This window comes from Ruegeria sp. AB8 (genome assembly GCF_056542605.1).
Genome location: NZ_JBQGAB010000006.1, coordinates 1 through 23442, shown reverse-complemented (window position 1 = coordinate 23442; position 23442 = coordinate 1). Strand labels below are relative to the sequence as shown.

25 protein-coding genes and 1 pseudogene are annotated in these 23442 nt (G+C 56.3%); 13 read left to right on the top strand and 13 right to left on the bottom strand.

Annotation, left to right across the window (positions count from 1 at the left end):
• Nucleotides 1-23: 23 nt before the first annotated feature.
• Nucleotides 24-470 carry a type II toxin-antitoxin system RatA family toxin gene (locus ACR0CG_RS07635; RefSeq protein WP_170616917.1) on the bottom strand — a complete coding sequence of 149 codons (447 nt, stop codon included), beginning with the start codon at nucleotides 468-470 and terminating at the stop codon, nucleotides 24-26.
• A gap of 72 nt (nucleotides 471-542) precedes the next feature.
• Here ACR0CG_RS07635 and hpt point away from each other — a divergent pair, with 72 nt between their 5' ends.
• Both hpt and ACR0CG_RS07625 read left to right on the top strand, forming a co-directional pair.
• Nucleotides 543-1085 (top strand): hypoxanthine phosphoribosyltransferase, encoded by a 543-nt coding sequence (gene hpt, locus ACR0CG_RS07630; RefSeq protein ID WP_170616748.1) that lies wholly within the window; start codon nucleotides 543-545, stop codon nucleotides 1083-1085.
• A 248-nt stretch (nucleotides 1086-1333) separates the two neighbouring features.
• Nucleotides 1334-1693, top strand: coding sequence for a hypothetical protein (locus tag ACR0CG_RS07625; RefSeq protein WP_480523859.1), 360 nt, complete (start codon nucleotides 1334-1336; stop codon nucleotides 1691-1693).
• Nucleotides 1694-1697: 4 nt separating this feature from the next.
• On the opposite strand, the gene ACR0CG_RS07620 is transcribed toward ACR0CG_RS07625, so the two are convergent.
• Nucleotides 1698-2840: an amidohydrolase gene (locus tag ACR0CG_RS07620; RefSeq protein WP_480523857.1), complete on the bottom strand. Its 1143-nt coding sequence runs from the start codon at nucleotides 2838-2840 to the stop codon at nucleotides 1698-1700.
• Complete coding sequence (gene lipA / locus ACR0CG_RS07615) at nucleotides 2837-3787, bottom strand: lipoyl synthase (protein ID WP_170676848.1); 951 nt, start codon at nucleotides 3785-3787, stop codon at nucleotides 2837-2839. Before lipA ends, ACR0CG_RS07620 begins: the two co-directional genes overlap by 4 nt.
• A 261-nt stretch (nucleotides 3788-4048) precedes the next feature.
• Here lipA and ACR0CG_RS07610 point away from each other — a divergent pair, with 261 nt between their 5' ends.
• Nucleotides 4049-4597, top strand: coding sequence for a redoxin family protein (locus ACR0CG_RS07610; RefSeq protein ID WP_480523854.1), 549 nt, complete (start codon nucleotides 4049-4051; stop codon nucleotides 4595-4597).
• A gap of 41 nt (nucleotides 4598-4638) precedes the next feature.
• On the opposite strand, the gene ACR0CG_RS07605 is transcribed toward ACR0CG_RS07610, so the two are convergent.
• Entirely contained in the window at nucleotides 4639-5562 is a 924-nt protein-coding gene (locus ACR0CG_RS07605; RefSeq protein ID WP_170616737.1) for a hydrogen peroxide-inducible genes activator, read from the bottom strand.
• 60 nt (nucleotides 5563-5622) lie between these two features.
• Nucleotides 5623-6741 carry a DUF6456 domain-containing protein gene (locus tag ACR0CG_RS07600; protein WP_480524125.1) on the bottom strand — a complete coding sequence of 373 codons (1119 nt, stop codon included), beginning with the start codon at nucleotides 6739-6741 and terminating at the stop codon, nucleotides 5623-5625.
• A 240-nt stretch (nucleotides 6742-6981) separates the two neighbouring features.
• Between ACR0CG_RS07600 and ACR0CG_RS07595 the strand changes: the two are divergent.
• A pseudogene (locus tag ACR0CG_RS07595) lies at nucleotides 6982-7280 on the top strand (DUF6477 family protein).
• 4 nt (nucleotides 7281-7284) lie between these two features.
• Here the strand turns inward: ACR0CG_RS07595 and ACR0CG_RS07590 are convergent.
• Together ACR0CG_RS07590 and ACR0CG_RS07585 are read right to left on the bottom strand one after the other, a co-directional pair.
• The gene (locus tag ACR0CG_RS07590; RefSeq protein WP_480523852.1) at nucleotides 7285-8829 is read right to left on the bottom strand and encodes a trimethylamine methyltransferase family protein; all 1545 of its coding nucleotides are present in this window, start codon (nucleotides 8827-8829) and stop codon (nucleotides 7285-7287) included.
• Between the two features lie 194 nt (nucleotides 8830-9023).
• Nucleotides 9024-9221: a hypothetical protein gene (locus tag ACR0CG_RS07585; RefSeq protein ID WP_480523850.1), complete on the bottom strand. Its 198-nt coding sequence runs from the start codon at nucleotides 9219-9221 to the stop codon at nucleotides 9024-9026.
• Here ACR0CG_RS07585 and guaA point away from each other — a divergent pair.
• The 9 genes from guaA (at nucleotide 9204) to ACR0CG_RS07540 (ending at nucleotide 18532) form a co-directional block, all read left to right on the top strand.
• Nucleotides 9204-10763: a glutamine-hydrolyzing GMP synthase gene (gene guaA / locus ACR0CG_RS07580; protein ID WP_480523848.1), complete on the top strand. Its 1560-nt coding sequence runs from the start codon at nucleotides 9204-9206 to the stop codon at nucleotides 10761-10763. The two genes, ACR0CG_RS07585 and guaA, sit on opposite strands and share 18 nt — an antisense overlap.
• A 95-nt stretch (nucleotides 10764-10858) precedes the next feature.
• A complete protein-coding gene (locus tag ACR0CG_RS07575; RefSeq protein ID WP_480523847.1) occupies nucleotides 10859-11764 on the top strand; it encodes a DMT family transporter in 906 nt (301 codons plus the stop codon).
• 128 nt (nucleotides 11765-11892) lie between these two features.
• Entirely contained in the window at nucleotides 11893-13056 is a 1164-nt protein-coding gene (locus ACR0CG_RS07570) for an OmpP1/FadL family transporter (RefSeq protein ID WP_170806242.1), read from the top strand.
• A 96-nt stretch (nucleotides 13057-13152) separates the two neighbouring features.
• On the top strand, nucleotides 13153-14049 hold the full coding sequence (locus ACR0CG_RS07565) for a DMT family transporter (protein ID WP_480523845.1): 897 nt from the start codon (nucleotides 13153-13155) through the stop codon (nucleotides 14047-14049).
• 48 nt (nucleotides 14050-14097) lie between these two features.
• Nucleotides 14098-14970 carry an ATPase gene (locus tag ACR0CG_RS07560; RefSeq protein WP_480523843.1) on the top strand — a complete coding sequence of 291 codons (873 nt, stop codon included), beginning with the start codon at nucleotides 14098-14100 and terminating at the stop codon, nucleotides 14968-14970.
• Between the two features lie 39 nt (nucleotides 14971-15009).
• Nucleotides 15010-15948: a homoserine O-acetyltransferase MetA gene (gene metA, locus ACR0CG_RS07555; RefSeq protein ID WP_480523842.1), complete on the top strand. Its 939-nt coding sequence runs from the start codon at nucleotides 15010-15012 to the stop codon at nucleotides 15946-15948.
• 9 nt (nucleotides 15949-15957) lie between these two features.
• Entirely contained in the window at nucleotides 15958-16905 is a 948-nt protein-coding gene (locus ACR0CG_RS07550; protein WP_480523840.1) for an alpha/beta fold hydrolase, read from the top strand.
• Between the two features lie 49 nt (nucleotides 16906-16954).
• Complete coding sequence (gene ppk2 / locus ACR0CG_RS07545; protein WP_480523838.1) at nucleotides 16955-17824, top strand: polyphosphate kinase 2; 870 nt, start codon at nucleotides 16955-16957, stop codon at nucleotides 17822-17824.
• Nucleotides 17825-17917: 93 nt separating this feature from the next.
• The gene (locus tag ACR0CG_RS07540; RefSeq protein ID WP_170616716.1) at nucleotides 17918-18532 is read left to right on the top strand and encodes a TetR/AcrR family transcriptional regulator; all 615 of its coding nucleotides are present in this window, start codon (nucleotides 17918-17920) and stop codon (nucleotides 18530-18532) included.
• Nucleotides 18533-18538: 6 nt separating this feature from the next.
• Here ACR0CG_RS07540 and ACR0CG_RS07535 read toward each other — a convergent pair whose 3' ends face one another.
• From ACR0CG_RS07535 to ACR0CG_RS07510, 6 genes are all read right to left on the bottom strand, one after another.
• On the bottom strand, nucleotides 18539-19597 hold the full coding sequence (locus ACR0CG_RS07535; protein ID WP_480523836.1) for an adenylate/guanylate cyclase domain-containing protein: 1059 nt from the start codon (nucleotides 19595-19597) through the stop codon (nucleotides 18539-18541).
• Nucleotides 19594-19962: a group I truncated hemoglobin gene (locus tag ACR0CG_RS07530; protein ID WP_170616712.1), complete on the bottom strand. Its 369-nt coding sequence runs from the start codon at nucleotides 19960-19962 to the stop codon at nucleotides 19594-19596. Before ACR0CG_RS07530 ends, ACR0CG_RS07535 begins: the two co-directional genes overlap by 4 nt.
• 122 nt (nucleotides 19963-20084) lie before the next feature.
• Nucleotides 20085-20927 (bottom strand): glycosyltransferase family 25 protein, encoded by an 843-nt coding sequence (locus ACR0CG_RS07525; RefSeq protein ID WP_480523833.1) that lies wholly within the window; start codon nucleotides 20925-20927, stop codon nucleotides 20085-20087.
• Between the two features lie 98 nt (nucleotides 20928-21025).
• The gene (locus ACR0CG_RS07520) at nucleotides 21026-21631 is read right to left on the bottom strand and encodes a YrbL family protein (RefSeq protein ID WP_170616708.1); all 606 of its coding nucleotides are present in this window, start codon (nucleotides 21629-21631) and stop codon (nucleotides 21026-21028) included.
• 245 nt (nucleotides 21632-21876) lie between these two features.
• A complete protein-coding gene (locus ACR0CG_RS07515) occupies nucleotides 21877-22608 on the bottom strand; it encodes an SDR family NAD(P)-dependent oxidoreductase (RefSeq protein ID WP_480523831.1) in 732 nt (243 codons plus the stop codon).
• A 79-nt stretch (nucleotides 22609-22687) separates the two neighbouring features.
• Nucleotides 22688-23131: a lipocalin-like domain-containing protein gene (locus ACR0CG_RS07510; RefSeq protein ID WP_480523829.1), complete on the bottom strand. Its 444-nt coding sequence runs from the start codon at nucleotides 23129-23131 to the stop codon at nucleotides 22688-22690.
• Between the last annotated feature and the right edge of the window lie 311 nt (nucleotides 23132-23442).

Genomic DNA, 23442 nt, shown 5'->3' with positions numbered 1-23442 from the left:
GGTAAAGCCTCAGGATTGGGACACTAGCCGTAAAGTTCGGCGGCCCGGGCTTCGAACGCGCGCACGATCCGCTGCATTGCTTCGTTGAATACAACGCCAATGATGCCTTGCAGGATGGCATTCTTGAATTCGAAGTCCACATGGAAAGCGATATTGCAGCCGCCATCCGGGGCGTCCTCGAACTGCCAGTCGGACTTCATGTATTTGAACGGACCATCCAGGTATTCGGTATCGATCCTTTTCTGATCCGCAAACAAAGTCACGCGGCTGCCAAAACGCTCGCGAAAGACTTTGAAAGAGATGACCAGATCGGCCTCCATCACCTGCGCTTCTCCAACAGCAAAGGTCTTGCGGACACGCGCCGCGGCACACCATGGTAGGAATTCCGGATATTTGGCCACATCGGCAACCAGATCATACATCTGCTGAGCGGTGTAAGGCAGGTGGCGGTTTTCCGAATGAATGGGCATGGCGTCCGGTATTTGCAGGTGACAATGGCGCGTCATGTCGTATGTTGCGCGCCAAAGATCAAGGGGGCAGCAATGAGCGACCGCGCATATGTGATAGATGAGATGATCTCGGCCAAGGCCATTGCCGCGCGGATCGAAGAGCTCTGTCGCGAGATCACCGATGAGTTTGGCGGTACGGACAAGCTTGTCGTTGTTGGCCTGCTGCGCGGCAGCTTCGTGTTCATCGCCGACCTGGTGCGGGAACTGGACTTGCCGATCGAGGTCGATTTTCTCGAGGCGTCATCGTATGGAGACTCGATGGAAAGCAGCCGGGAAGTGCGCATTCTCAAAGACTTGCGCGGCGCAATTGAAGGTCGGGACGTGTTGGTTGTCGAAGACATTGTCGACACGGGCCACACCCTGAACCATGTCACCCACCTGCTGCTGAGCCGGAAACCCAAACGACTGAAATCTATTGCTTTGCTGGACAAGCCCAGCCGGCGCGAAGTTGACTTTCGCTCGGACTGGATCGGGTTCGAAATTCCGGATGAATTTGTCGTGGGATACGGAATCGACTACGCACAGCGTAACCGCAACCTGCCTTTCATCGGCAAGGTTCGTTTTGTCGAGAATTGACCGAGGACCGTACGGACCCTCGCCGTGTTCTGCGCAGTTCAGGTGGGGCCTACAAGCTAGTATTCGGTGTAATATTTCAGGGTCTTTCAATCGCTGTATTGCGTGCTTGGCTTGTTGGTCAGGTAGTCCGTGACTAACCCCTGAAATGTCTACTGTACGAAAAGTCAATAAATTCAAGCAACCGAATATCAATGGACAATGTGCTCAACCGCAGACTACCCTCAGAAGAACAAAGGAGGTTTCTGCTAATGAAAGTGTCGTCTATTGGTCTTGTGGCTGCCTTTACAGTCGCTCTGACAACTGGTTATGCGGATGCAAAAGATAACAAAGGCAAAGCAAAAGGTGCGGACAAATCCGAAGTCCAAAAGGCGATAAAATCCAATAATGGCGTCGCTGTTCCGCCCGGGCAGGTAAAGCGTTACACGCGAGGCCAAAAACTACCGAAAGATCTGCAATTCGACTACTTGGATGACCTTGATGGCTGGAAGTTGAAACCGTTACCTCCCGGTCAGAGATACGTCCGCGTGGATGACGAAATTTTGTCGATCTCGGACGACACACAAACCGTCATTGAGGCCGTGGGAATTGTCAGCGATTTGGTGAATTGAGCGATCAACCAACCAGTGAGCGAATTGCAGCCGAAAAAACCGTGGCACCAACCGGGATCAGCGCATCCGGGAAATCGTAGTCGGGATTGTGCAGTTGCGGGTGATCCGCCCCTGCCCCAAGCCAGAACATCGCCGTTTTCGCCGCTTTGCCGAACTGCCCAAAATCCTCAGAAAATTTCTGCGGCTCGGAAGTAATCTGATAGGCCACATTCCGAGACGCGCAGGCGTCGGAAAGGATTTTGACCGCCTCGGTGTCGTTCGTGCACGCCTCGAAGATGTCATCATAGGTGATTTCGACCTGCAGCCCTGCTTTGTTTGCCGCTCGTCCGACCAGCGTCTCGGCCTCTTCGACCAGATTCCTCATCCGATCATCTGAAACGGTTCTGAGGGTCACCCAGATTTCCGCCTGCCCAGGAGCGACGCCAAAAGTCTGCTCGCCCAGGCTGGCATGTGTCACGGTTGTCAGGGCAAAATCATCGGTCAACGGACCGCCTGCCCCCAACCCGGCCAGTTCCGGCAACAACCAAGCAAGCGCACCGATCGGCGAAATCCCGTCCTCGGGCGCGGCGGCATGTGAGGTTTTTCCCGTCAGAACCACCCGCATACCGCGCGAGGCGCAGTTGGCCGAGCGCCGGCAAATTTCGACATGACCCAGCTCAAGCCCGGGCAGATTGTGCAGCGAAAACACATAATCCGGGGAAAACTCAGAAAACCTCGGATCGGCCTGATAAGCGGCGGCACCCTTTCCCGTCTCTTCCGCGGGTTGAAAGATCAGAACCACACGACCGGATTTTGGCGGGTTATCTCTGAGGTCTTGGGCCACGCCCAGCACCATTGCCATATGGCCGTCATGCCCGCACAAATGACCTTTGCCCGCGACCCGCGAAACGTAGGGCGCGCTCGAAAGCTCCTGAATCGGAAGCCCGTCCAGTTCGCACCTGATGGCAACACAGGGCCCCGGATGACCGCTATCATATACTGCTGCAACGCCATGGCCGCCGATATCAGTCAGAACACGACCCGCACCAAGAGACCGCAGCAGGTCGGCAACCCGCGCGGCTGTTTTTTGTTCCTCACCGGACAGTTCCGGAAATTGATGCAATTCGTGTCGCAGCGCGGTCAGGCGCGACAGGGTTTCAGGTTTCACCCTTGCTCCAGCTTCTTTTGGCGCGCGGCGCGCAGCCGAGCGAAGTCATCCCCAGCGTGGTACGAAGACCGCGTCAGCGGAGTGGCCGAAACCATCAGGAACCCTTTGCCATAAGCCGCCTTTTCGTAAGAAGCGAATTCTTCGGGCGTGACAAACCGATCCACACCGTGGTGCTTGGGCGTGGGTTGCAGGTATTGACCGATGGTCAGAAAGTCGATGTCGGCAGCACGCATGTCATCCATGACCTGCCGTACTTGCTGCTCGTCTTCTCCCAACCCGACCATGATGCCCGATTTGGTGAAGATCGAGGGATCCAGTTCCTTGACCCGTTGCAACAGACGCAATGAATGGAAGTACCGGGCACCAGGGCGCACTTCGGGATAAAGACCCGGGACCGTTTCCAGATTGTGGTTGAATACATCTGGCTTGGCCTCGACAACAACTTCCAGAACTCCCGGATCACACTTCAGAAAATCCGGTGTCAGAATCTCGATCGTCGTTTTGGGCGAACGATGGCGCACGGCTCGAATGGTCTGGGCGAAGTGATCCGCCCCGCCATCTTCAAGATCATCACGATCGACCGAGGTGATGACAACGTGGTTCAGTCCCAACTTCTCGACTGCATGTGCAACGCGCCCCGGTTCGAACACATCCAGAGTGTCCGGCCGTCCGGTTGCGATGTTGCAGAAGGTGCATCCGCGTGTGCAGATGTCACCCATGATCATCATGGTGGCGTGGCCCTGGCTCCAGCATTCGCCGACATTGGGACAACCGGCTTCTTCACACACTGTGACAAGGTTGTTGTCCCGCATGATCCGCCTGGTGTCGGCGTATCCTTTGCCACCCGGTGCCTTCACCCGAATCCAGCTTGGCTTTTTCGGCTGAGCGTTGTCGGGGCGATGCGCTTTTTCAGGGTGGCGTTGTTCGGGAATCTTCAGATCACGCACGGCTCGGTATCCTGACTTTGGGTCAATTTTCTTTCCCTAACATAGTCCGTATGGCCGATCTACACCACAGGTGCATAGCCGCCATGCTGCCAATTGATGCAGGCGCAGTATCCTCTAAGCCGATTTATGTTAAAACTTTCAATTCCAGTGGTTTCCGATGGCATCCGGCAACCGTGCAAATGCAGAATAACGGTCATTGATTGCGATTTAGAACTGTTTTAGATCACACCTCAATCAGACTTGAATCACAGGAATACGACTATGAAAACCGATGCAAAACTCCCTGACGTGACCTTCCACACCCGCGTTCGCGACGAAGCCGTCGAGGGGCCAAACCCGTTCCGCTGGGAAGACAAAACCACGGCTGACTATTTTGCCGGCAAGCGCGTCATCCTGTTTTCGCTACCGGGCGCATTTACGCCCACATGCTCGACCTACCAATTGCCTGGATTCGAAAACGGCCATGCCGACTTCGCCGCCCAAGGTATCGACGAAATTTACTGCATGTCTGTCAATGACAGCTTTGTCATGAATAAATGGGCACAGGATCAGGGCCTGAAAAACGTCAAGGTCATCCCGGACGGTTCGGGTGAGTTCACCCGCAAAATGGGAATGCTGGTCGACAAGGACAATCTGGGCTTTGGCATGCGTTCGTGGCGCTATGCAGCCATCGTCAATAACGGTGTGGTCGAAGCGTGGTTCGAAGAGCCCGGCCTGATGGATAACTGCCCCGAGGATCCCTATGGCGTTTCGTCGCCCGAGTCCCTGATGGCGCATCTGAGCGAGGCGAAAGAGCCCGCACTGGCCTAAGTCCGAAAGTTGAAAAGGCCCGCCCAAGTCGGGCCTTTTTCTTATTCGCGGGTCGCGGTCACGATCTCTTCGCCGACCTGTCTGATCACACCGGCCAGTTTGTCGAACCAGTCTTCTCCGGTTGTGGATTTTCGACGTACCAGCCCTACGGTCCGGGCCGGTTGTGGTGCCCCGAACCGCATGAGTTGCAGCCCCGGCACGGCCTCGGTTTCAGAACGGGCGGCCAGTTCGGGCATCAAAGTCAGGCCAAACCCCTCGGCCACAAGCCGCGACAGGGTCGCCAGAGAAGACGCGCCCATATTGATCAAACCGCTGCTTCTGTCCTGCCCACACACGTCCAGCGCCTGATCCGTCAGACAATGGCCGTCTTCCAACAGCATCAGTTGCGCAGTCTGCAGATCGACAGGTCGCAGGGTTTCCGGATTATCCGCCAGTCTCTGTACGCGGGCCGCGCTGCCTGCCAGCAGAAACCTGTCCTCGAACAAGGGCAGTTCAAACAATTCGCTACCGCCTGACGGAAGCGCCATCAGCCCAGCGTCAATTTCACCGCCCCGCAACATGTTCAGCAAGCGTTCGGTTCGGGCTTCGCGAATCTGAACGCGCAACGACACGTCTGCTGATCTCAGACCAGCCAGAACCCCGGGCAACAGATACGGTGCAATAGTCGGAATGATGCCGATCGACAGCGACCGGTGCCCGCCCGAGTGATCCCTTGCAAACTGATCCAGCCTGTCCGCAGCGCCAAGCACCTGGCGGGCGTGTTCAAGAACGTCCCGACCCAGCGGGGTCAGCAGGATGTCCCGGGCCTGACGTTCGAACAATGTACCGCCCAGTGTTTCCTCGAGCGTTTTGATCTGCACGGACAAAGCCGGCTGCGACACATGACAAATTTGTGCCGCACGCCCAAAGTTCCGCTGTTCTGCAACAGCCCTGAAATACTGCAACTGCCGGAGGGTGAAGTTCATAATCATTGATTATCACTTACCTCAACCAACACAAGACTCTCATATCGCGTAGACTGCCGATCATCCGATCATGCGATTGAGCCCGGCCTGCGTTTCATAGTGGCGTTTGAGACGTTGCAGCGCGATGCGCAGCACGATCTTTCCAGACCGGGCAGACCATCCCATACGTTTTTCGGCCAATTCCAACCCTTCAAGGTAACAACAGCACCGCAACGCCACATCACTCAAGCCCGGCCCTAGGTCCGACAGTGCCCGCTCGACGCGATCCCGTGCATCCGACGATCCGTTTCCAACTTGGGGGCTGTTTCCGAAAGAACCACGTCCACCGCCTGTCAGATACAGGTCCCAGTTCTGCGCCACTTTTGGTCGGATCTGGGCAAGTTCGAAGTCCTCGCGCAGACGCTCACCTGCGGCGACCAGTGTTTCGTCCAGGAAAAGCTTGCCGTCCCGATCGCGCCTGCGGGCCAGCGCGATTAACGGGCTTTCAGTGGCGCTATACCGGATTCGCCGGGCGCGCTCGGGCTGGGATGCAGTCGTGTTGCCCGAAGCCGAGTGCGCCTGAAACGACGCCTGCGCTTCGGCCATGCCAAGATCATTCCCGGCGCGGGCCTTGTTTTCCGCCTGGGCAATCAGACGGGTCAGAGCCGCCCGTCCTTGCGCCGTAATTCGGTACCGTGAAATCCGACCCGGGTTGTCGCAGTTGATCCAGTCCTTCAGCGCAAGCGCCTGGGCGATCCGGCAATCAACTACTGCGGTCCGGGTGGCAGCGCTGTTGCCGGTATCGCGGACAACGACGGCCTTGTCCATTTCTTCGGCGACCGCCAGTACCGCTCCGGTTTCGCAAAGCCTGCGCAAAACCCTGAGAGCTTCGCGGGTGAACTCCTCATCCCGGGCGGCGGCCAACCCCTCGGGCGTCCCGTCTGAAACATCGGAACTGAAACCAGGGCTGACTTTGGATTCAGAGAAATGTGTCTCGGCCAGAGACTGGAGCGCCGCGTCCACAAGGGGGTCATCCCGGCGCGTCTCGATCCGCCTGATCTGCCTTAGAATCGTCGAAGCATGGCACCCTGCTTTTCGCGCAATTTCTCGGATCGACCGGCCGGTTTCCGTGTGATCCAGATAACGTTGCGCGCCTTCCGGCACCCATGCCGGAACAGTGAAAGCCATGTTGTTTTCCATAGTCATTTGTCCTCGCCGACAAGAAATTCTGTCTAAGATCGCCCTCGGAGTATGAGTTAACCAATTCTAATTAGGGTTTCTTTCGTTACTTGTTCGTTAACCCCTGAAGGCGAAAACCAGATTTGATTCAAATTGATAAACACTCATGAAAGCAGCGTTGGCGCGAATATAGACAAGGCACCACGCGCTTAGGTTGTGCAACAACTGGCCTCGCAAAAACAAAAGTTACGGAGCCCGAGAATGCAGGACCTGATGACAATGATCACGACGCTACGCCGCCCGCGCCTGTTGACTCGCGCGGCCAAGTTCGGGGCGCAGGAGTACAACCGTGACCGGCATCTGCAACGTATTCTGGGATACGATCACTACCCGGAACCGGTTCGGCCCTTGTGCGATTGATGGATATGGAGAAGGAAGTAGAGGCGCAACGACAGAGCGATGACGCCGCCTATTCACTGGTGCGGCATCTGGATCTGCTGATTGCGATTTCAAGCGAGGCGCAGTTATTTCAGACCAGCCGCGCCTCGCAGTTTCAGTAATCTATCAGGTGAAGGCGTCCGGCATCGAGGCTTTCTTATTCGCCACATACGCATTCAGCGCTTCGTTGATTGCCGGGTCGAGTTGCGGCTGCTGGTAGTTGGCCAGCAGGTGTTCGACCCGAGCCGAGGCCAGTTGCCTCGTGTCGCGCCCACCTTCGTCTTCCCAGGTCTCGTAGGGCTTGTAATCCAGCAGGTCTGACTTCCAGAACGCTTCCTTGAAGTTGGCCTGTGTGTGGGCACAGCCCAGATAGTGACCGCCGGGTCCAACTTCACGGATGGCTTCCATGGCTTGCGCGTTTTCGTCATAAGCCACGCCTTTGGCCAGGTGGTGAAGAACACCCAACTGGTCAGCGTCCATGACGAATTTTTCAAAGTCGGCAACCAGACCGCCTTCGAGCCAGCCACAGGAATGCAGCATGAAGTTCACTCCGGCCATCAGCCCCATGTTCAGCGAATTCGACGTCTCATACGCGGCCTGCGCATCCGGCAGTTTCGAGCCGCAGAATGATCCGGCCGAGCGGTAGGGCAAGTTAAGCCGCCGCGCCAGCTGACCGGCACCATAGGTGATGTGCGCGGCCTCCGGCGTACCAAAGGTCGGTGCACCCGAGTTCATGTCGATCGAAGTAACGAACGCGCCGAAGATCGCAGGTGCACCCGGGCGGATGATCTGGCTGTAGGCAACGCCTGCCAGAACCTCGGCCAGAACCTGAGTCAGTGTACCGGCTACCGAAACCGGCGCCATCGCGCCGCCTACGATGAAGGGCGAGATGATGCAGGCCTGGTTGTTCTTCGCATAAACCTCAAGCGACCCCATCATCACGTCGTCAAAGGTCATCGGCGAGTTGATGTTGGTAAGCGAGGTCATGACCGTGTTTTCCTGAACGAACTCTTTGCCGAACAGGATTTCACACATTTCTACCGAATCCTGCGCGCGGCTGGGATCAGTGACCGATCCCATGAACGGCTTGTCCGACAGGGTCATGTGCGCCATCAGCATATCCAGATGGCGTTTGTTGACCGGAATGTCGGTCGGCTCGCACACGGTGCCGCCCGAATGGTGCAGCCACTTGGACATATAGGCCAGCTTCACGAACTTGTTGAAGTCTTCCATGGTCGCATAGCGGCGGCCGCCCTGTGCATCGCGTACAAACGGCGGGCCATAGACCGGGGCCAGAACCATATTTCGGCCGCCGATGACAACCGATTTTCCCGGGTCGCGCGCGTGTTGCGTGAACTGGCTGGGCGCGGTCTTGATCAGTTGGCGGGCTAGTCCGCGCGGGATGCGCACACGCTCGCCATCCACATCCGCACCGACCTCTTTCCAGCGTTCCAGAGCGGCGGGATTGTCGACGAAGTTAACGCCGACCTCTTCCAGAATGGTCTCGGCGTTGGTCTCGATGATTTCCAACGCTTCTTCGTTGAGAATCTCGAAGTTGGGAATATTGCGCTCAATGTACTTGGCGGTTTCGATCCGAACCGCAGTGCGCTCTGCCCGGCGGGCGGCTCCGCCCCCACCGCGACTCCGGCGACGTGCTGATGCTTCAGCCATTTGCTTTCCCCATACTCAGGTAATTTCAGATTGTGTTCCTATTTATCGTGACAACTGTTCGGACCATTGGAAGATAACGGCCATTGGAACATAAAAGCGACATAGTTTGTGCCCCGGATCAACGTCAGCTTTCGGTAAATCGAACCGCTCGAAGGGAATTATGAGATAGAGATGAAGAGGCCAAAGTGCGCGTTTCACCCCCGCGATATTAGAATCCCTGCCTCGCACGCCTGCCAAAGCTGATAGACCAGCAGCGTCAGCCCAAGGTGGCAAGCATCCCCCGTCATCATCGCAACCTGCACTTCCGACCTGATCTGCACGACGACGATGACCTTACACTTGCGAAATTCCCGTGCTTGGCCTATGGCGCGGACATGAGTGATACATCCCATGACCGCCTTCTGATCATCGACTTTGGCAGCCAGGTTACGCAGCTGATCGCTCGTCGCCTGCGCGAACTGAATGTCTATTGCGAAATTCACCCCTATCAGAAAGTCACGATGGAGTTTGTTCGGGAAATGGCCCCCCGGGCCGTAATCTTCTCGGGCGGTCCTGACAGTGTGACGCGGGAAGGTTCTCCGCGCGCGCCGCAAGAGATTTTTGACTACGGTGTTCCGATCCTTGGCATCTGTTACGGCCAGCAAGTGATGATGCATCAACTGGGCGGCAAAGTCGAAAGCGGTCACGGCACTGCGGAATTCGGACGCGCCTTTGTCACTCCCAAAGGGCAGTTGGATATCCTGAATGGATGGTTTTCCGACGGTGACGAGCAGGTCTGGATGAGCCATGGAGACCATGTCAGCGAAATTGCCCCTGGCTTTGAGGTGTTCGGCACCTCGCCCAACGCGCCATTTGCGATTACTGCCGACACCGATCGCCATTTCTATGCTGTGCAGTTCCACCCCGAGGTGCACCACACGCCCAAGGGCGCGAAGCTGTACGAGAATTTCGTGAAACTGGCAGGTTTCAGCGGTGACTGGACCATGGGCGCCTACCGCGAGCAAATGATCGAAAAGATTCGCGAGCAGGTTGGCGACAAGAAGGTCATCTGCGGCCTTTCCGGCGGTGTAGACAGCTCTGTAGCCGCAATCCTGATTCACGAAGCGATCGGCGATCAGCTGACCTGCGTCTTTGTCGATCACGGTCTGCTGCGCAAAAACGAGGCTCAAGAAGTCGTCGGCATGTTCCGAGACAACTACAACATCCAACTGATTCATGCGGATGAGAGCCAGTTGTTCCTGGGTGAACTCGAAGGCCAGAGCGATCCGGAAACCAAACGCAAGATCATCGGCAAGCTGTTCATCGATGTGTTCCAGAAACACGCCGACACCATTGATGGGGCCGAGTTTCTGGCTCAGGGGACGCTGTATCCCGACGTAATTGAATCGGTGTCTTTCTCGGGCGGCCCGTCAGTGACCATCAAATCGCACCACAATGTGGGCGGGTTGCCAGAAAAGATGGGCCTGAAGCTGGTCGAACCCCTGCGCGAACTGTTCAAGGACGAGGTCCGCGCGCTGGGCCGGGAACTGGGCCTGCCGCAGAGTTTCATCGGTCGCCACCCCTTCCCCGGCCCCGGCCTGGCGATTCGGTGCCCCGGCGAAATCACCCGCGAAAAGCTGGCGATTCTGCGCGAAGCCGACGCAGTTTACATCGACCAGATTCGCAAACACGGGCTGTATGACGACATCTGGCAGGCATTTGTGGCCATTCTTCCCGTTCGCACGGTCGGTGTGATGGGCGACGGACGCACCTACGACTATGCCTGTGCGCTTCGTGCCGTAACGTCAGTGGATGGAATGACAGCGGATTATTATCCGTTCAGCCATGAATTCCTTGGCGAAACGGCCACTCGGATCATAAACGAAGTCAAAGGCATCAACCGCTGCACTTATGACATAACATCCAAGCCGCCGGGTACAATCGAATGGGAATGACAAAAAGCCGGGTCCACCCCGGCTTTTCTGTTTATTTCCCTTTGAATTTATTGTTCCTTTTCAATCGCATGATCCACTAACATCATGGACTTGACGTGAACGGGACCAAAACTCAGACGGGCAAAGCTGCCCTATGGATGACGGGTGCGATTGCATCCTTTTCGTCAATGGCTGTCGCCGGGCGCGAACTAAGCCTGTTTCACGACACCTTCGAAATCATGATGTATCGCAGCATCGTGGGCTTTGCGATCGTTGCAACCGTACTGACCCTGACAGCCAATTGGCATCAGGTTACTGCCCAACGACTTGGGCTTCACGCCCTGCGAAATACGCTGCATTTCACGGGTCAGAATCTGTGGTTCTACGCGGTTGGTGTTATTCCGCTGGCGCAGGTCTTTGCACTGGAATTCACCCAGCCGATCTGGGTTATCCTCCTTTCCCCACTGCTGCTGCGCGAGCGTCTGACCGCGTTGAAAATGCTGTCCGCTTTGATAGGATTTGCCGGAATCCTGCTTGTCACGCGTCCCGGTGCCGCCCCGCTTAGCCCGGGTCTTATTATGGCCGCCGCGTCTGCTGTTTTCTTTGCGTTTACAACGATTACCACCAAGAAACTCACACAGACCGCACAGATCGGCTGCATTGTTTTCTGGCTCACCGCGATGCAAGGCGTACTGGGTTTTGCTGCCGCTGGTCTTGATGGCGAGATCGGGCTGCCAAGCGTGCAGACCGCGCCCTATTTGGTGCTGGTCGGCATAGCCGGCTTGCTGGCGCATTTCTGCATCACCAACGCGCTGGCGATTGCACCTGCCACCGTGGTCATCCCGTTTGACTTTGCCAGGCTGCCGACCATCGCCATCGTTGGCATGGTGCTCTACTCCGAACCGTTGGATAATTGGACGCTTGTGGGGGCGGCTGTAATCTTTTCGGGGATATTTCTGAATGTCTGGTCCGAGAATCGTAACAGTTTGGCAACAGTCAGTCAGGATAGTCGCAGCCAGTAACGCACCGTCACCGATTGACGTTAAAACAAACGAAAAGCGAGTATCCGCAAATCTTACTACCGGGGCTCGCTCTGCCATTCACTCAACCCAAGCAGAGCGACCGTTATGAGGCAAACAGGGAGGAATACATGAAGAGAGCGCTACTACAGGCGTGCATGATATGTGCCGGTGCATCAGCCGCGCAGGCTGGGGGGCTGGACCGAAGCGGACAGGGTATCAACCTTATTTTCGAAAAAGGTACGGTTGCTCAGTTCCGCCTTGGGTATACCGACCCAAGCGTCAGCGGCACCATGCCCAGCTTGAATCCCGCCACCCTGGGCCAGCCCGTTGATTCAGGCGATGTCGCCAACAGTTTCTTCACACCCCACCTCGGCTTCAAAACATCGCTGACCGACAAGCTTGATTTTGCGGTCATGTACGATCAGCCGTTCGGGGCGGACATATCATACGCAAGCAATTACCCGTTGTCATTGAACCCAATTCCGGGCGGCCGCTCCGGTGTTCTGGAAGCAACGGCTGATACCGACGCAATCACGGCGCTGCTGCGCTACAAGTTCGACGGTGGCTTCAGCGCCATCGGTGGTATTCGCGCTCAACGTGTTGAGGCATCCGTTACCGTTCCGCTCGCCGCCGGATATCAAGTGGATACCGATGCCGATATCGCGTTTGGCTATGTGGTTGGTGTGGCGTGGGAGAAACCCGAGATCGCGGCACGCGTAGCACTGACCTACAACTCGAAAATCAGCCATGACTGGTCGCAGACGGAATCGCTGAACCCTCCACCGCGCCCCCCGATCACACCGGGAACCGTGGCAACATTCGACACGTCGAGCGAGATTGAAACACCGCAGTCCGTAAACCTGGACTTCCAGACCGGTGTGGCGCCTAAGACCCTTCTGTTTGGCTCGATTCGCTGGGTCGACTGGCCTCAGCTGGTATATAATCCGCCAAACTATCCGCCGACCTCGAACCTGGTCGATTACGACGAAGCCACGTTCACCTACTCTCTTGGTCTGGGATATCAGTTCTCGGAAGAATTTTCGGGAGCTGTGACACTGGGCTACGAATCCTCGTCAGGCAATCCGGTTTCCAACCTGGGGCCGACCGACGGGTTCTGGAGCATTGGCCTGGGCGGAACGTACTCGCTTGAAAAGGCCAAGATCTCGGGCGGCGTTCGCTACACCGATATCGGCGATGCGACCGCAGACGGCGCAGGACCGTTGGCACGGGCAGACTTCTCAGGCAACAGTGCGTGGAGCGTGGGCTTCCAGATCACATACGCTCTGGACTGATCGCCAAGACACGGAATTGACCCCGCATGACGTGCGGGGGCTTTTTTTTCGCAGGATCCGGGTCGTCGTGCACGTCCGGACGTGCGAACACAAACCATGACTTCTCAAAAACACTTCTCCGCCCGCGCCTGGTCCGAACTTTGTCTGTTGGGCCTGATTTGGGGCGCATCCTTCGTTGCCATTCGTATCGCGCTGGACTCGGTGCCTTTCGTGACTTCGGTTCTGCATCGGGTGTTCTGGGCAATGCTGGTGCTTTGGGCTGTGGTTTGGTTTCAACGGCTTCCTGTTCCCCGTAACCCACGCGTCTGGGGGGCGTTTCTGATCATGGGTCTGCTGAACAATGCAATTCCGTTTTCGCTGATGGCATGGGGGCAGCTTTATGTGACATCCGGTTTGACGTCGATATTGAATGCCGCAACCGCCATTTTCGGCGTGATCGTGGCGGCACTATGCTTCAACGACGAACGTTTGACGCCAGCTCGTATCGTTGGTGTTGCGCTTGGCTTTGCAGGCGTCACCATCGCCATTGGACTTCAAAATTTCACAAGTTTCTCACTGCAAAGCACGGCCCAGATCGCAATTGTCGCGGGAACAGTTTCCTACGCTCTAGCCGGGGCATGGGCCAGGGCAACCCTGTCCGACCTGCCACCACAAGTCGCCGCGGCTGGAATGCTGACGGCGTCGACGATATTGATACTGCCGTTCGCTCTGTTTCTGGATGGTGTCCCAACGTTTGCCCTGCCGATTTCCGCATGGGTCGCAATCGGATATTACGCATTGATTGCAACTGCCGGGGCCTATCTGCTGTATTACCGGATCCTGGCGATGGTAGGCAGTGGAAACCTGATGCTGGTGACATTGATAATTCCGCCTGTCGCCATCGTGCTGGGGGCAGTTATTCGCGGCGAAACGCTACAGCCCAATGCGTTTGCGGGATTTGCCGTGCTGGCACTGGGCCTGCTGATCCTCAACCGCTCGGGTCCGCGCGATTGACGCCGCTCGCTGCCCGATTTAGCTAGGTTCCAAAAGGAACGGCGGGTCATGATCTACAATTCGGCGAAAGACTGGCGCGAGGCAGCGCGGAAAAAGGTTTTGTTCTTCGGCATGTCGGGCCTGGGCAAAACTTACGTATCGAACGTTCTGCGTGACTCGGGTGATTGGTTTCACTACTCGATCGATTACCGGATCGGGACCCGTTACATGGGAGAGTACATTACCGACAACGCCAAAGCGCAGGCGATGAAGGTGCCTTTTCTGCGCGACCTGCTGCTGTCGGACTCGATCTATATCGGTTCGAACATCTCATTCGAGAACCTCAAGCCCGTCGCGACATACCTGGGCAAACCGGGCGACCCGGAATTGGGTGGAATGGAACTGCAGGAATATCGCCGCAGGCAGGAACAGTTCCGGCTGGCAGAAATCCACGCCTTGCTGGATACCGAGTATTTTGTCGACCGGGCTCAGCGGCTTTACAAATACCCGCACTTCATCTGTGACACGGGCGGATCGATCTGCGAGTGGGTCGATCCAAGCGATCCCAGAGATCAGGTCCTGTCAGAATTGTCCGGTCAGACACTGATGATCTGGATCAAGGGCGACGAAAACCACGCCTCCGAACTGATCCGCCGCTTTGACAAAGCCCCAAAGCCAATGTCCTATCAGCCTGAGTTTCTGACCCGCGTATGGGACGAATACCTGACCCTGAATGACTGCGCCCCGACCGAGGTCGACCCCGATGCCTTCATCAGGTGGACCTATGCGCAGGCTCTGGCGCACCGCCAGCCGCGTTACCAGGCAATGGCCGACAATTGGGGCGTCACTATTCCCGCTCGTGAGATTGCGTCGGTCCGGGACGCCGGAGATTTCGACGAGTTGATCGAACGCACTCTTGAGACCCACCGCAACCGCACATAGTTTTCAAACTTACCTTGTTCCCGCAAAGGCTTGACCAGTATGCCAATCAAGATCCCATCCGACCTTCCCGCATTTGACGTCCTCAGCAACGAGGGCGTCATGGTCATGGCCGAGGATCAGGCAATGCGGCAGGACATCCGGCCATTGCGCATCGGGTTGCTGAACCTGATGCCGAAGAAGATTCAGACCGAAAACCAGTTCGCCCGCCTGATCGGCGCCACGCCATTGCAGATCGATCTGTCGCTGATCCGCATGACCGAGCACCAAACCAAGAACACCGCCGCCGAGCATATGCAGGAGTTCTATCGCCCTTTTCAGGAGGTGAAGGACGAGAAGTTCGACGGTCTGATCATAACCGGCGCGCCGATTGAACATCTGGATTTCAACGACGTCACCTATTGGGACGAGATCAGGGAAGTCTTCCAGTGGACACAAACCAACGTGCATTCCACTTTCGGTGTGTGCTGGGGCGGAATGGCCATGATCAACCATTTTCATGGCGTCAGGAAACACATACTGGACGCGAAGGCATTTGGCTGCTTCCGTCATCGCAATCTGCAACCATCCTCGCCCTTTCTGCGCGGATTTTCAGACGATTGCGTGATCCCTGTCAGCCGTTGGACCGAGATGAAACAGGATGAGATAGACGCAGCACCCGGATTGATCACCTTGCTGGGCAGCGATGAAGTCGGGCCATGTCTGGTCGAGGACAAGGCCCACCGCGCGATCTATATCTTCAACCATTTCGAGTATGACAGCGACACGTTGAAACAGGAATACGATCGCGACGTTGCCAACGGCACGCCGATCAATGTCCCGCTGAACTACTATCCCGATGACGATCCAACAAGGACACCGCAGAACCGGTGGCGAAGCCATGCGCATCTGCTTTATGGTAACTGGATCAGCGAAATCTACGAAACCACCCCCTATGATATCACTCGGATCGGTATGGAAATGACCGACCTGAGGGCCTGACGCGGGTCGATGCGTGTTGCCGTCATCCTCCTGACTGCCCTCGCCCTGTTCTGGGCCTTCACCCTGTGGCGAGCCGCGCGATATCAGGAAAGCGCAGAGGCCGCTTTTCCGCCCGAAGGGGACATCTTGACCGTTGACGGCATTGCGGTTCACGCGGTGGTCATGGGCCAAGGACCGGATGTGGTGTTGATCCACGGCTCCAGCGGAAACACGCGGGACATGACGGTTGCGCTGGCTCCGATCCTGGCACAAAGCTTTCGTGTCATCGTGTTTGACCGGCCCGGCCTCGGATACAGCCAAAGCTTTAACCCGAACGGCGAAACCATCACGGAGCAAGCCGAAATCCTGCAACGTGCGGCCGCCCAGCTTGGAGCCGAGAAACCCATTGTCGCCGGGCAAAGCTATGGTGGTTCCGTTGCATTGGCATGGGCAGTGACCCGGCCCGAGAACATTTCGGCACTGGTTTTGATCGCGCCGGCAGCCATCCCGTGGGAAACACCACTGGATGGTTTCAATCGGCTCGCCTCGACCACGACGGGGCGCCTAGCGGCATTGCCGTTCGTGTCCGCATACACGCCGGACTGGTTTGTCGAACGCGCATTGGATGAAGTGTTCGCGCCGCAGAAAGCCCCGGAAGGCTACGCCGCCCATTTCGGCCCCGGGCTGACGATGCGACCCGAGTCAATGCATGCCAATGCACGGCAACGCGCCAACCTTCTGAACGAGATCACTGAGCTGCAACCACGGTACGGAGAGATTTCCGTGCCAACCGAGATCATACATGGCACGGCTGACACGACGGTTGAAACCGACTGGCACGCGGAACCGCTGACCCAACAGATCCCCGGTGCGGAATTGATCCTGCTTGATGGAATCGGGCATATGCCGCAAGTGGTCGCCGCGCCCGAGGTTGCCTCGGCCATCGACCGGGCCGCACAACGCGCCGGTTTGCGTTAGGCTTCCGGCTAATCCATAGTCAGGTATGGATTTTATCGCGAGGTAAGGCATGGCCCGTTCGGACAAAGGTTTGATCGAAGACTACTACCGAAATGATGCGCCCAAAGACGTTCGCTCTGCGATCAAGGATGCCGGGAAACGCGAAATTCTGAATCCCTCTTTTCCCTACTCGGAAAAGATGAAGGGCAAGGAATACGATCGGCAGATGGAGGCTTTGCAGATCGAGTTGGTCAAGATGCAAGCCTGGCTGAAAGACTCGGATCATCGCGTGGCGCTGATTTTTGAAGGCCGCGATGCGGCGGGTAAAGGCGGCACCATTAAACGCTTTCGCGAAAACCTGAACCCGCGTGGCGCGCGGGTTGTGGCGCTCAGCAAACCATCGGATGCCGAACGCAGCCAGTGGTATTTCCAACGCTATATCCAGCATCTGCCCTCGGCAGGTGAAATCGTGTTCTTTGATCGCAGCTGGTACAACAGGGGTGTGGTGGAAAACGTTTTTGGCTTTTGCACCTCTGAAGAACGGGAACGCTTTTTCCGGCAAGTCGCCCCGCTGGAAACCGGGTTGGTGAATGACGGCATTCATTTCTTCAAGTTCTGGCTGAATGTCGGGCGCGCGGAACAGCTCAGTCGCTTTCTGGATCGCGAAAATGACCCGCTCAAGCAATGGAAACTCAGCCCGATCGATGTTGCCGGTCTTGGAAAATGGGATGAGTACAGCCAATCCATCGCAGAAACGCTGAGCCGCACCCACTCGGATCACTGTCCCTGGACCATCATCCGCTCGGATGACAAGAAACGTGCGCGACTGGCCGCCATTCGTACGGTGTTGCACGCGCTGGACTATGACGAAAAGGACAAGAGCGCGATCGGAGAGATCGATCCCCTGATTTGCGGCGGGCCGGACATCTGGGAGTCGTAGGCGTACGATTGACTGGCAAACATGGTGCAGTTGTTGGACGGGCCAGCCTGCTTACTTTACAAGTTATGACAACAAAAAACGCCTGAGGCCTGGATGACAAAACGCGGGTATCACCACGGAAACCTGAAACAAGCGCTGATCGAGGCGGCATTGTCCTTGATCGAAGAAAAGGGTCCCACCGGGTTCACCCTGTCCGAAGCTGCCAAGACGGCGGGCGTAACGCCTGCCGCAGTGTACCGGCATTTTCACGGCCGCGAAGACCTGATCGCCGAAGCTGCGCGTCAGGGGTTCGAGATGTTTGCCGATCTGATGCAGTACGCATACGACAAAGGCCAACCCTCGGCCTTGGCCGCGTTCGAAGCGACCGGGCGAGCATATCTGGCCTTTGCCCGCAAGCATCCCGGTCACTACATTTCGATGTTTGAAAGCGGTATTTCCCTGAACCGGACCCCTGAGCTGGCGATGGCCGCCAACAGGGCCAAGGCCGTTCTGGAAAAAGCCGCCAGTGAACTGTCCAAGCACATTCCGCCGGAAAAACGCCCGCCCGCATCGATGTTCAGCGCCCATATTTGGGCAATGAGTCATGGAGTCGTGGAACTGTTTGCCCGAAATACCGGCGCAAGCTCTCCCTTTCCGCCCGAAGACCTTCTGGAGACCGGCATCGGCATCTACCTGAGGGGGCTTGGCCTGGTTCCGCAGGACGACTGAACCCGATCAGAAGACCTTTCTGGGTTGCGGTACGCTCAGGCCGGACGTCACATTGATCAGGTCCATTTCACCCATGCCCTTGATTTCCACGAGTCCCAGATCCGAAACCTGGAATTCGTCAATCAACGCATACTTCATTTCTTCCGGAGCAACAATTTTCATTGGATTCGCAAAAACTTGCAGTCGGGACGCAATGTTCACGGCCGGGCCAAAAACGTCGTAGACGTATTTCTGGATACCGACGACCGACCCCACCGCGGCGCCCATGCCCAACCCGATACGGGCCTGCCATTTGTGGGGGTGTGTCTCGTTGCGCCGCTCGAGATACCTGAGGAACCGGACCGCGCAATGGGCGACAGCCGTTGCATGGTCCGGCGTCGCATCGGGCATGCCGGACACTGCAAGATAGGCATCTCCGATCGTTTTGATCCTTTCACATCCATATTGTTCCACGATGCGGTCAAATGCCGTGAAAATATCATTCAGCTCGCTCAGCGTGACTGTCGGGTCCGTTTTCGCAGCAAAATCGGTGAAGCCGACGAAGTCCAGCATAACCACCGACACTTGTTCATAAAGCTGCGGTGTCACAACGCCGAACGTCTTGAATTCCTCGTAAACCGCACGAGGCATCAGGTTCAGCAGCAACCTTTCGACCCGTTCCTTTTCCCGCTCAAGTTCGCGCGTATTGCGTTCCACCATGGTCGAATAGCTGTCGATCATGCTTTCTAATTCACGAATGCGGGTGATGTTCTGGCACTCGACCACCAGGACCTGCTCGGAAAGGCCATTGGCAAGGGAAACGGCCGTGGCAAATATCAGGGTCCTGCGTTTCGGCTTGATCTGCAACTCCACTGAATAACGCAGACCGGATTGTTTCACATCCTCCAGTTCTCGCATATCCAGGTCCGGAAGGAAGTCCATCAGGGTTTGTCCTTCGGCTGGTGTGCCGAACCATTCGCTGAAGGGTCCATTATAGAAGACAAAACTTAAATCCGAGGCACGGACAACAGCCACTCCTACCCCGATTGCACGCAGCAGTTGTTCATTGATTGCAAGAATACTCATGCAGCGTCCCGCGCCACGATGATAGCGCGCTTCCCTTCGATTGCAGCCAGCGCCGTTTTCACATCACCGTCCGACATTCCGTGCATTGACAATGCCTGCCCGAACAATTCGGCCATCTCGTCAAAGTCCGAGTGGCTGATGTTCAGGTTCCTATGCACCGCCTCGATCCGTTCATCACTGAACGACGCCGGTCCGCCGACCAGTGACGAAACGAACTTGGTTTGGTGATCGATCAGACGCGGCATGTCGATGTCTTCGAAGAAACCTCCGATTTCATCGGAGTCCAGCGCCATTTCGTAGAATGTCATTACGATACGGCTGATGGTTTTGAACCCGCCGTATTTCTCATAAATTGTCTGACCCACACCAATTACCTGCGTGTTAATTCTTCATAACACTGCAAGGTTATATCAAATTGAAAGTTTTGTTAACGTTTATGACCGGATCACTGATTTCAACGACATGAATGGCCCGGTATCCGTGGGCCTCAGACTCTCAAATCTTCGGCGCAGGGAATGAACCCTGCATAGCCGCCCTGACTCAGCAGACGCTCTTGCCGCCCCATTCGCCAGCGCAATTTTCGACCCGCCGCCTGCAGTTCGCGCCGAACCCGAAACCAAAGCGGCCCCTTGTCCAGACCGCTATTCGTTGTCTTGTCCTGTGACCGTTCGCTGACTTTGACAGTTTCTACCGTCTGACCCTGTTGCTTCGACCAGATCATCTGTACGCCAACCGCAGGGAACACCTGAAACATGCGCCAGTCGGGGCGCGGAATAGATACAAAATCGTCCAAATGATCTGAGTAATTTTCCGACCACGACAAAAGCTTTCGGCACCCTTCCTGTGAAAGAATGTACGCAGCCGCACTGGGTGCCATTTCCAGCATCGGTCTTGCCATGACACCACCAATGGTCTCCTGTGGCCCGAAACGCAACGGTTTGGGAGAATAGTCAAGCTTCACAAAATCAAAGACTTGGCCATTGGAAAGAATTGTCTCAATCACGCCTCCGGCGCTGGCAGACATTTCCACATCGTCCTCAAAAACCGCGGCGGCTTGCAGTCCCTGATCCACGATCTGTTTCCAGACGGCCCGGTGGCTTTCAAAACAGGCAATCTCGCTTCGCTTCAGGCCCCAACGACTACCGGTTCCCGGGACATATCCGTTCCCTTCAAGCGCCCCTTCTGCCTGCGCGTCCGTCGCACTGAATCGAATTGCGTTGCTCAACCCGGCTTTGGCGAACTCGGCCTCCATGAACTCCCGCCGCTCGGGAACGCGGTCCAGGTTGATAAAAAACACACCGGTCAACTGCTCCTGCCTCTGACGCTCCACTACCGTTCCTTTCGTTCAATTAGCGCAGGCCGGTCCTGCCTGATCCGGAAATCAACCCTGTACGCGGGCCACGATATGGCAGGCCGAGGATTCGCGGATCAAAATTCGCCAAAGCTGCCTGACATGCGCTTGCGTCTCCGCAAGATGGAATGCTGATACGCACGTTTGCTAAACAGCGTCAAAGGCAGAAGAACCCTTTCACCCAGCCCATCAATCACGACCAGACGCCCGCCCCTTTGTTCAGCGCGAACAACGTTTTCCAACCCCATGTCGCCCATCAGAATGTTGCCGCGTTCCAGATCATCCAAAAGTTCCATAAACTCGTCGTGCAGCGTACGGATTTTGTCTTTGTCGCCGTCGTACGAGACAAATTCCTGATACACCGTCGGTGCCAGATCGCCGCCCGGGCCGGTCATCTTTTCCACGACCAGCGCTGGCCCCGCTGATGTCGACGCGTATCCCATAAACCGGGCCAGACGCTCGATTTCGGGGCATCCTCGGCTCAGGGCGGCCAGGTACTCATTTGCCTCGCGGTTCCACTGCCGCAGATTGCCATAACGCCATTCAGCGTATCGCGGTAAAAAGTGACTGCGAACCGGTTTGTCCGTTCTGACCTTGAGCAGCGCGTTGTCTTGTTCAGGGTGCTGGAAAATCAGGTAATTGCGGCTTTTTCGCAGTGGTTCAAAAGAACTCAGATCGATCATGAAGCGTTATTCCAGTAGGTCAAACTCACCGCAACTGTCTTGCAAAGCCACAGCATGTGCCAGCCAGATATAAAAGCGCCGCTGTCTTGATACAATGCAGCATCCAGTCAATTCACCACTGATCGCCCCATCAATCCACGCGCGACCAACCGACATGACGAACAGTGATCCAGGGTGATAGGAATGGGGCTGGCGCCATACGTTCTCTGACGAACAGTTCGGCCTGAAAACGCAGACGCATCGTCCTACATCACGCTGTAACCGCCGTCCACCGGTATCGTCACGCCTGTCACAAATCCGGCCAGATCTGATGATGCAAGGTAAAGAACTGTCCCGGTCATTTCCTTTGGCTCACCCCAGCGCGCCAAAGGTGTTCGTTGGACGATGGAAGCACTGAACGTGTCGTTTGCCTGCGATTCTGCGGTCAGGTTGGTCCGGATCCATCCTGGCGCAATGGCGTTTACCCGTACGCCGTCACGCGCATAAGCGACCGCAAGCGATTTGGTCAGGCCAACGATCCCAGTTTTGCTTGCGGCATAGGCTGGCCCCGATCCGCTTCCGAAGTAGCTGTACATCGAGGCGATATTGATGATGCATCCCGGCCGTTTGGCCAATTTCGGGTACAGGCCGTGGCTTAGGCGATAAACCGAGTTGAGGTTGATAATCATGTTTCGATCAAACCCCTCGGGTGAGAGGCCTTCAGGAGGATCAACAAAGGTTCCCGCATTGTTGACAAGAACATCAACCTGACCAGTCGCGGCGACCAGGGAAGCTACCGAGGCTTCGTCTTCCATGTTCACCTGATGGTATCGGAAGGCGGAAAGGTCCGCCTGATACTCCCCGACCGATCCCCTTCTGCCGGTCACAGTCACCTTCGCTCCAGCGTCTACGAACGCTTCCGCGACGGCGAGCCCGATGCCGTTTGAGCCGCCTGTCACCATGACGTTCTGCTCTGAAAAATCCAGAATGCGCGCCATTACTCTCCTCCTATCCAAAGTAAGCCGCCGTCGGGATCCTGTGGGCCAGCATTCAGGGGAAACTCGACAGCAAGTCCTTTCAATCTGCACGCGCCCATTCCAGCACGGCCGTTCCACGTTTCCCTCCAAATGTCGCGTTCTTGCCACGAAGCGTAAGCCGATCTTTTGCGACCTCAATTTCCCGCTGCAAGGTCAGGCCTACAAAATCCTGCAAAACCGAGACTAGTACTTCATGATTGACCGTTTGGTCAGAGACTTGAAACGTACCGCAATAGGAGATGTGGCTTCCGAGTGCCGCTTGGGCGGCCTCGCTTGTTGCGGTCGAACTGTCCGAACCAAAAGGTTGTCTACCAGCCGACATCATGTGCACGAATACATGCCCGTCCTCAGAATAGTGAAGCATTCCAATCGGATCGGGCCCGTATGGTTCCTCGTGCGTGCCATCGTCGTAGTCAAAGCGATAAGCGACAAGTTTCCATGTTCCGAGAACAGACTTTTCCGAGAGCCTTTCCGAGCCGTTCATCCAAAAACTCCAACTTCAATGCGTGGATCGGCATCAAACGCCGTGCGCCTGACGCAGTCGACAAAAGCGGCCTTTTTGAATGGGTAATTTGTTATTGAAAGAAGGACCGCTGGTCAGTCAGCTGCAAGGATATGACTCGACCGAAATAGGTCAAACGAAAAAAGTCTGAATCAGCGGCTCTCAGAAGACGGCTGGATCTGGGCTTCGTTTGGTTTGTGGCGGTGCTGTCAGACGAATTCGAACCAGTCTCAGTTTGCCGCGGAAACCGTGAACCTATCCGGAACAAAGTTGACGCCACTCGGCGAGAGCGG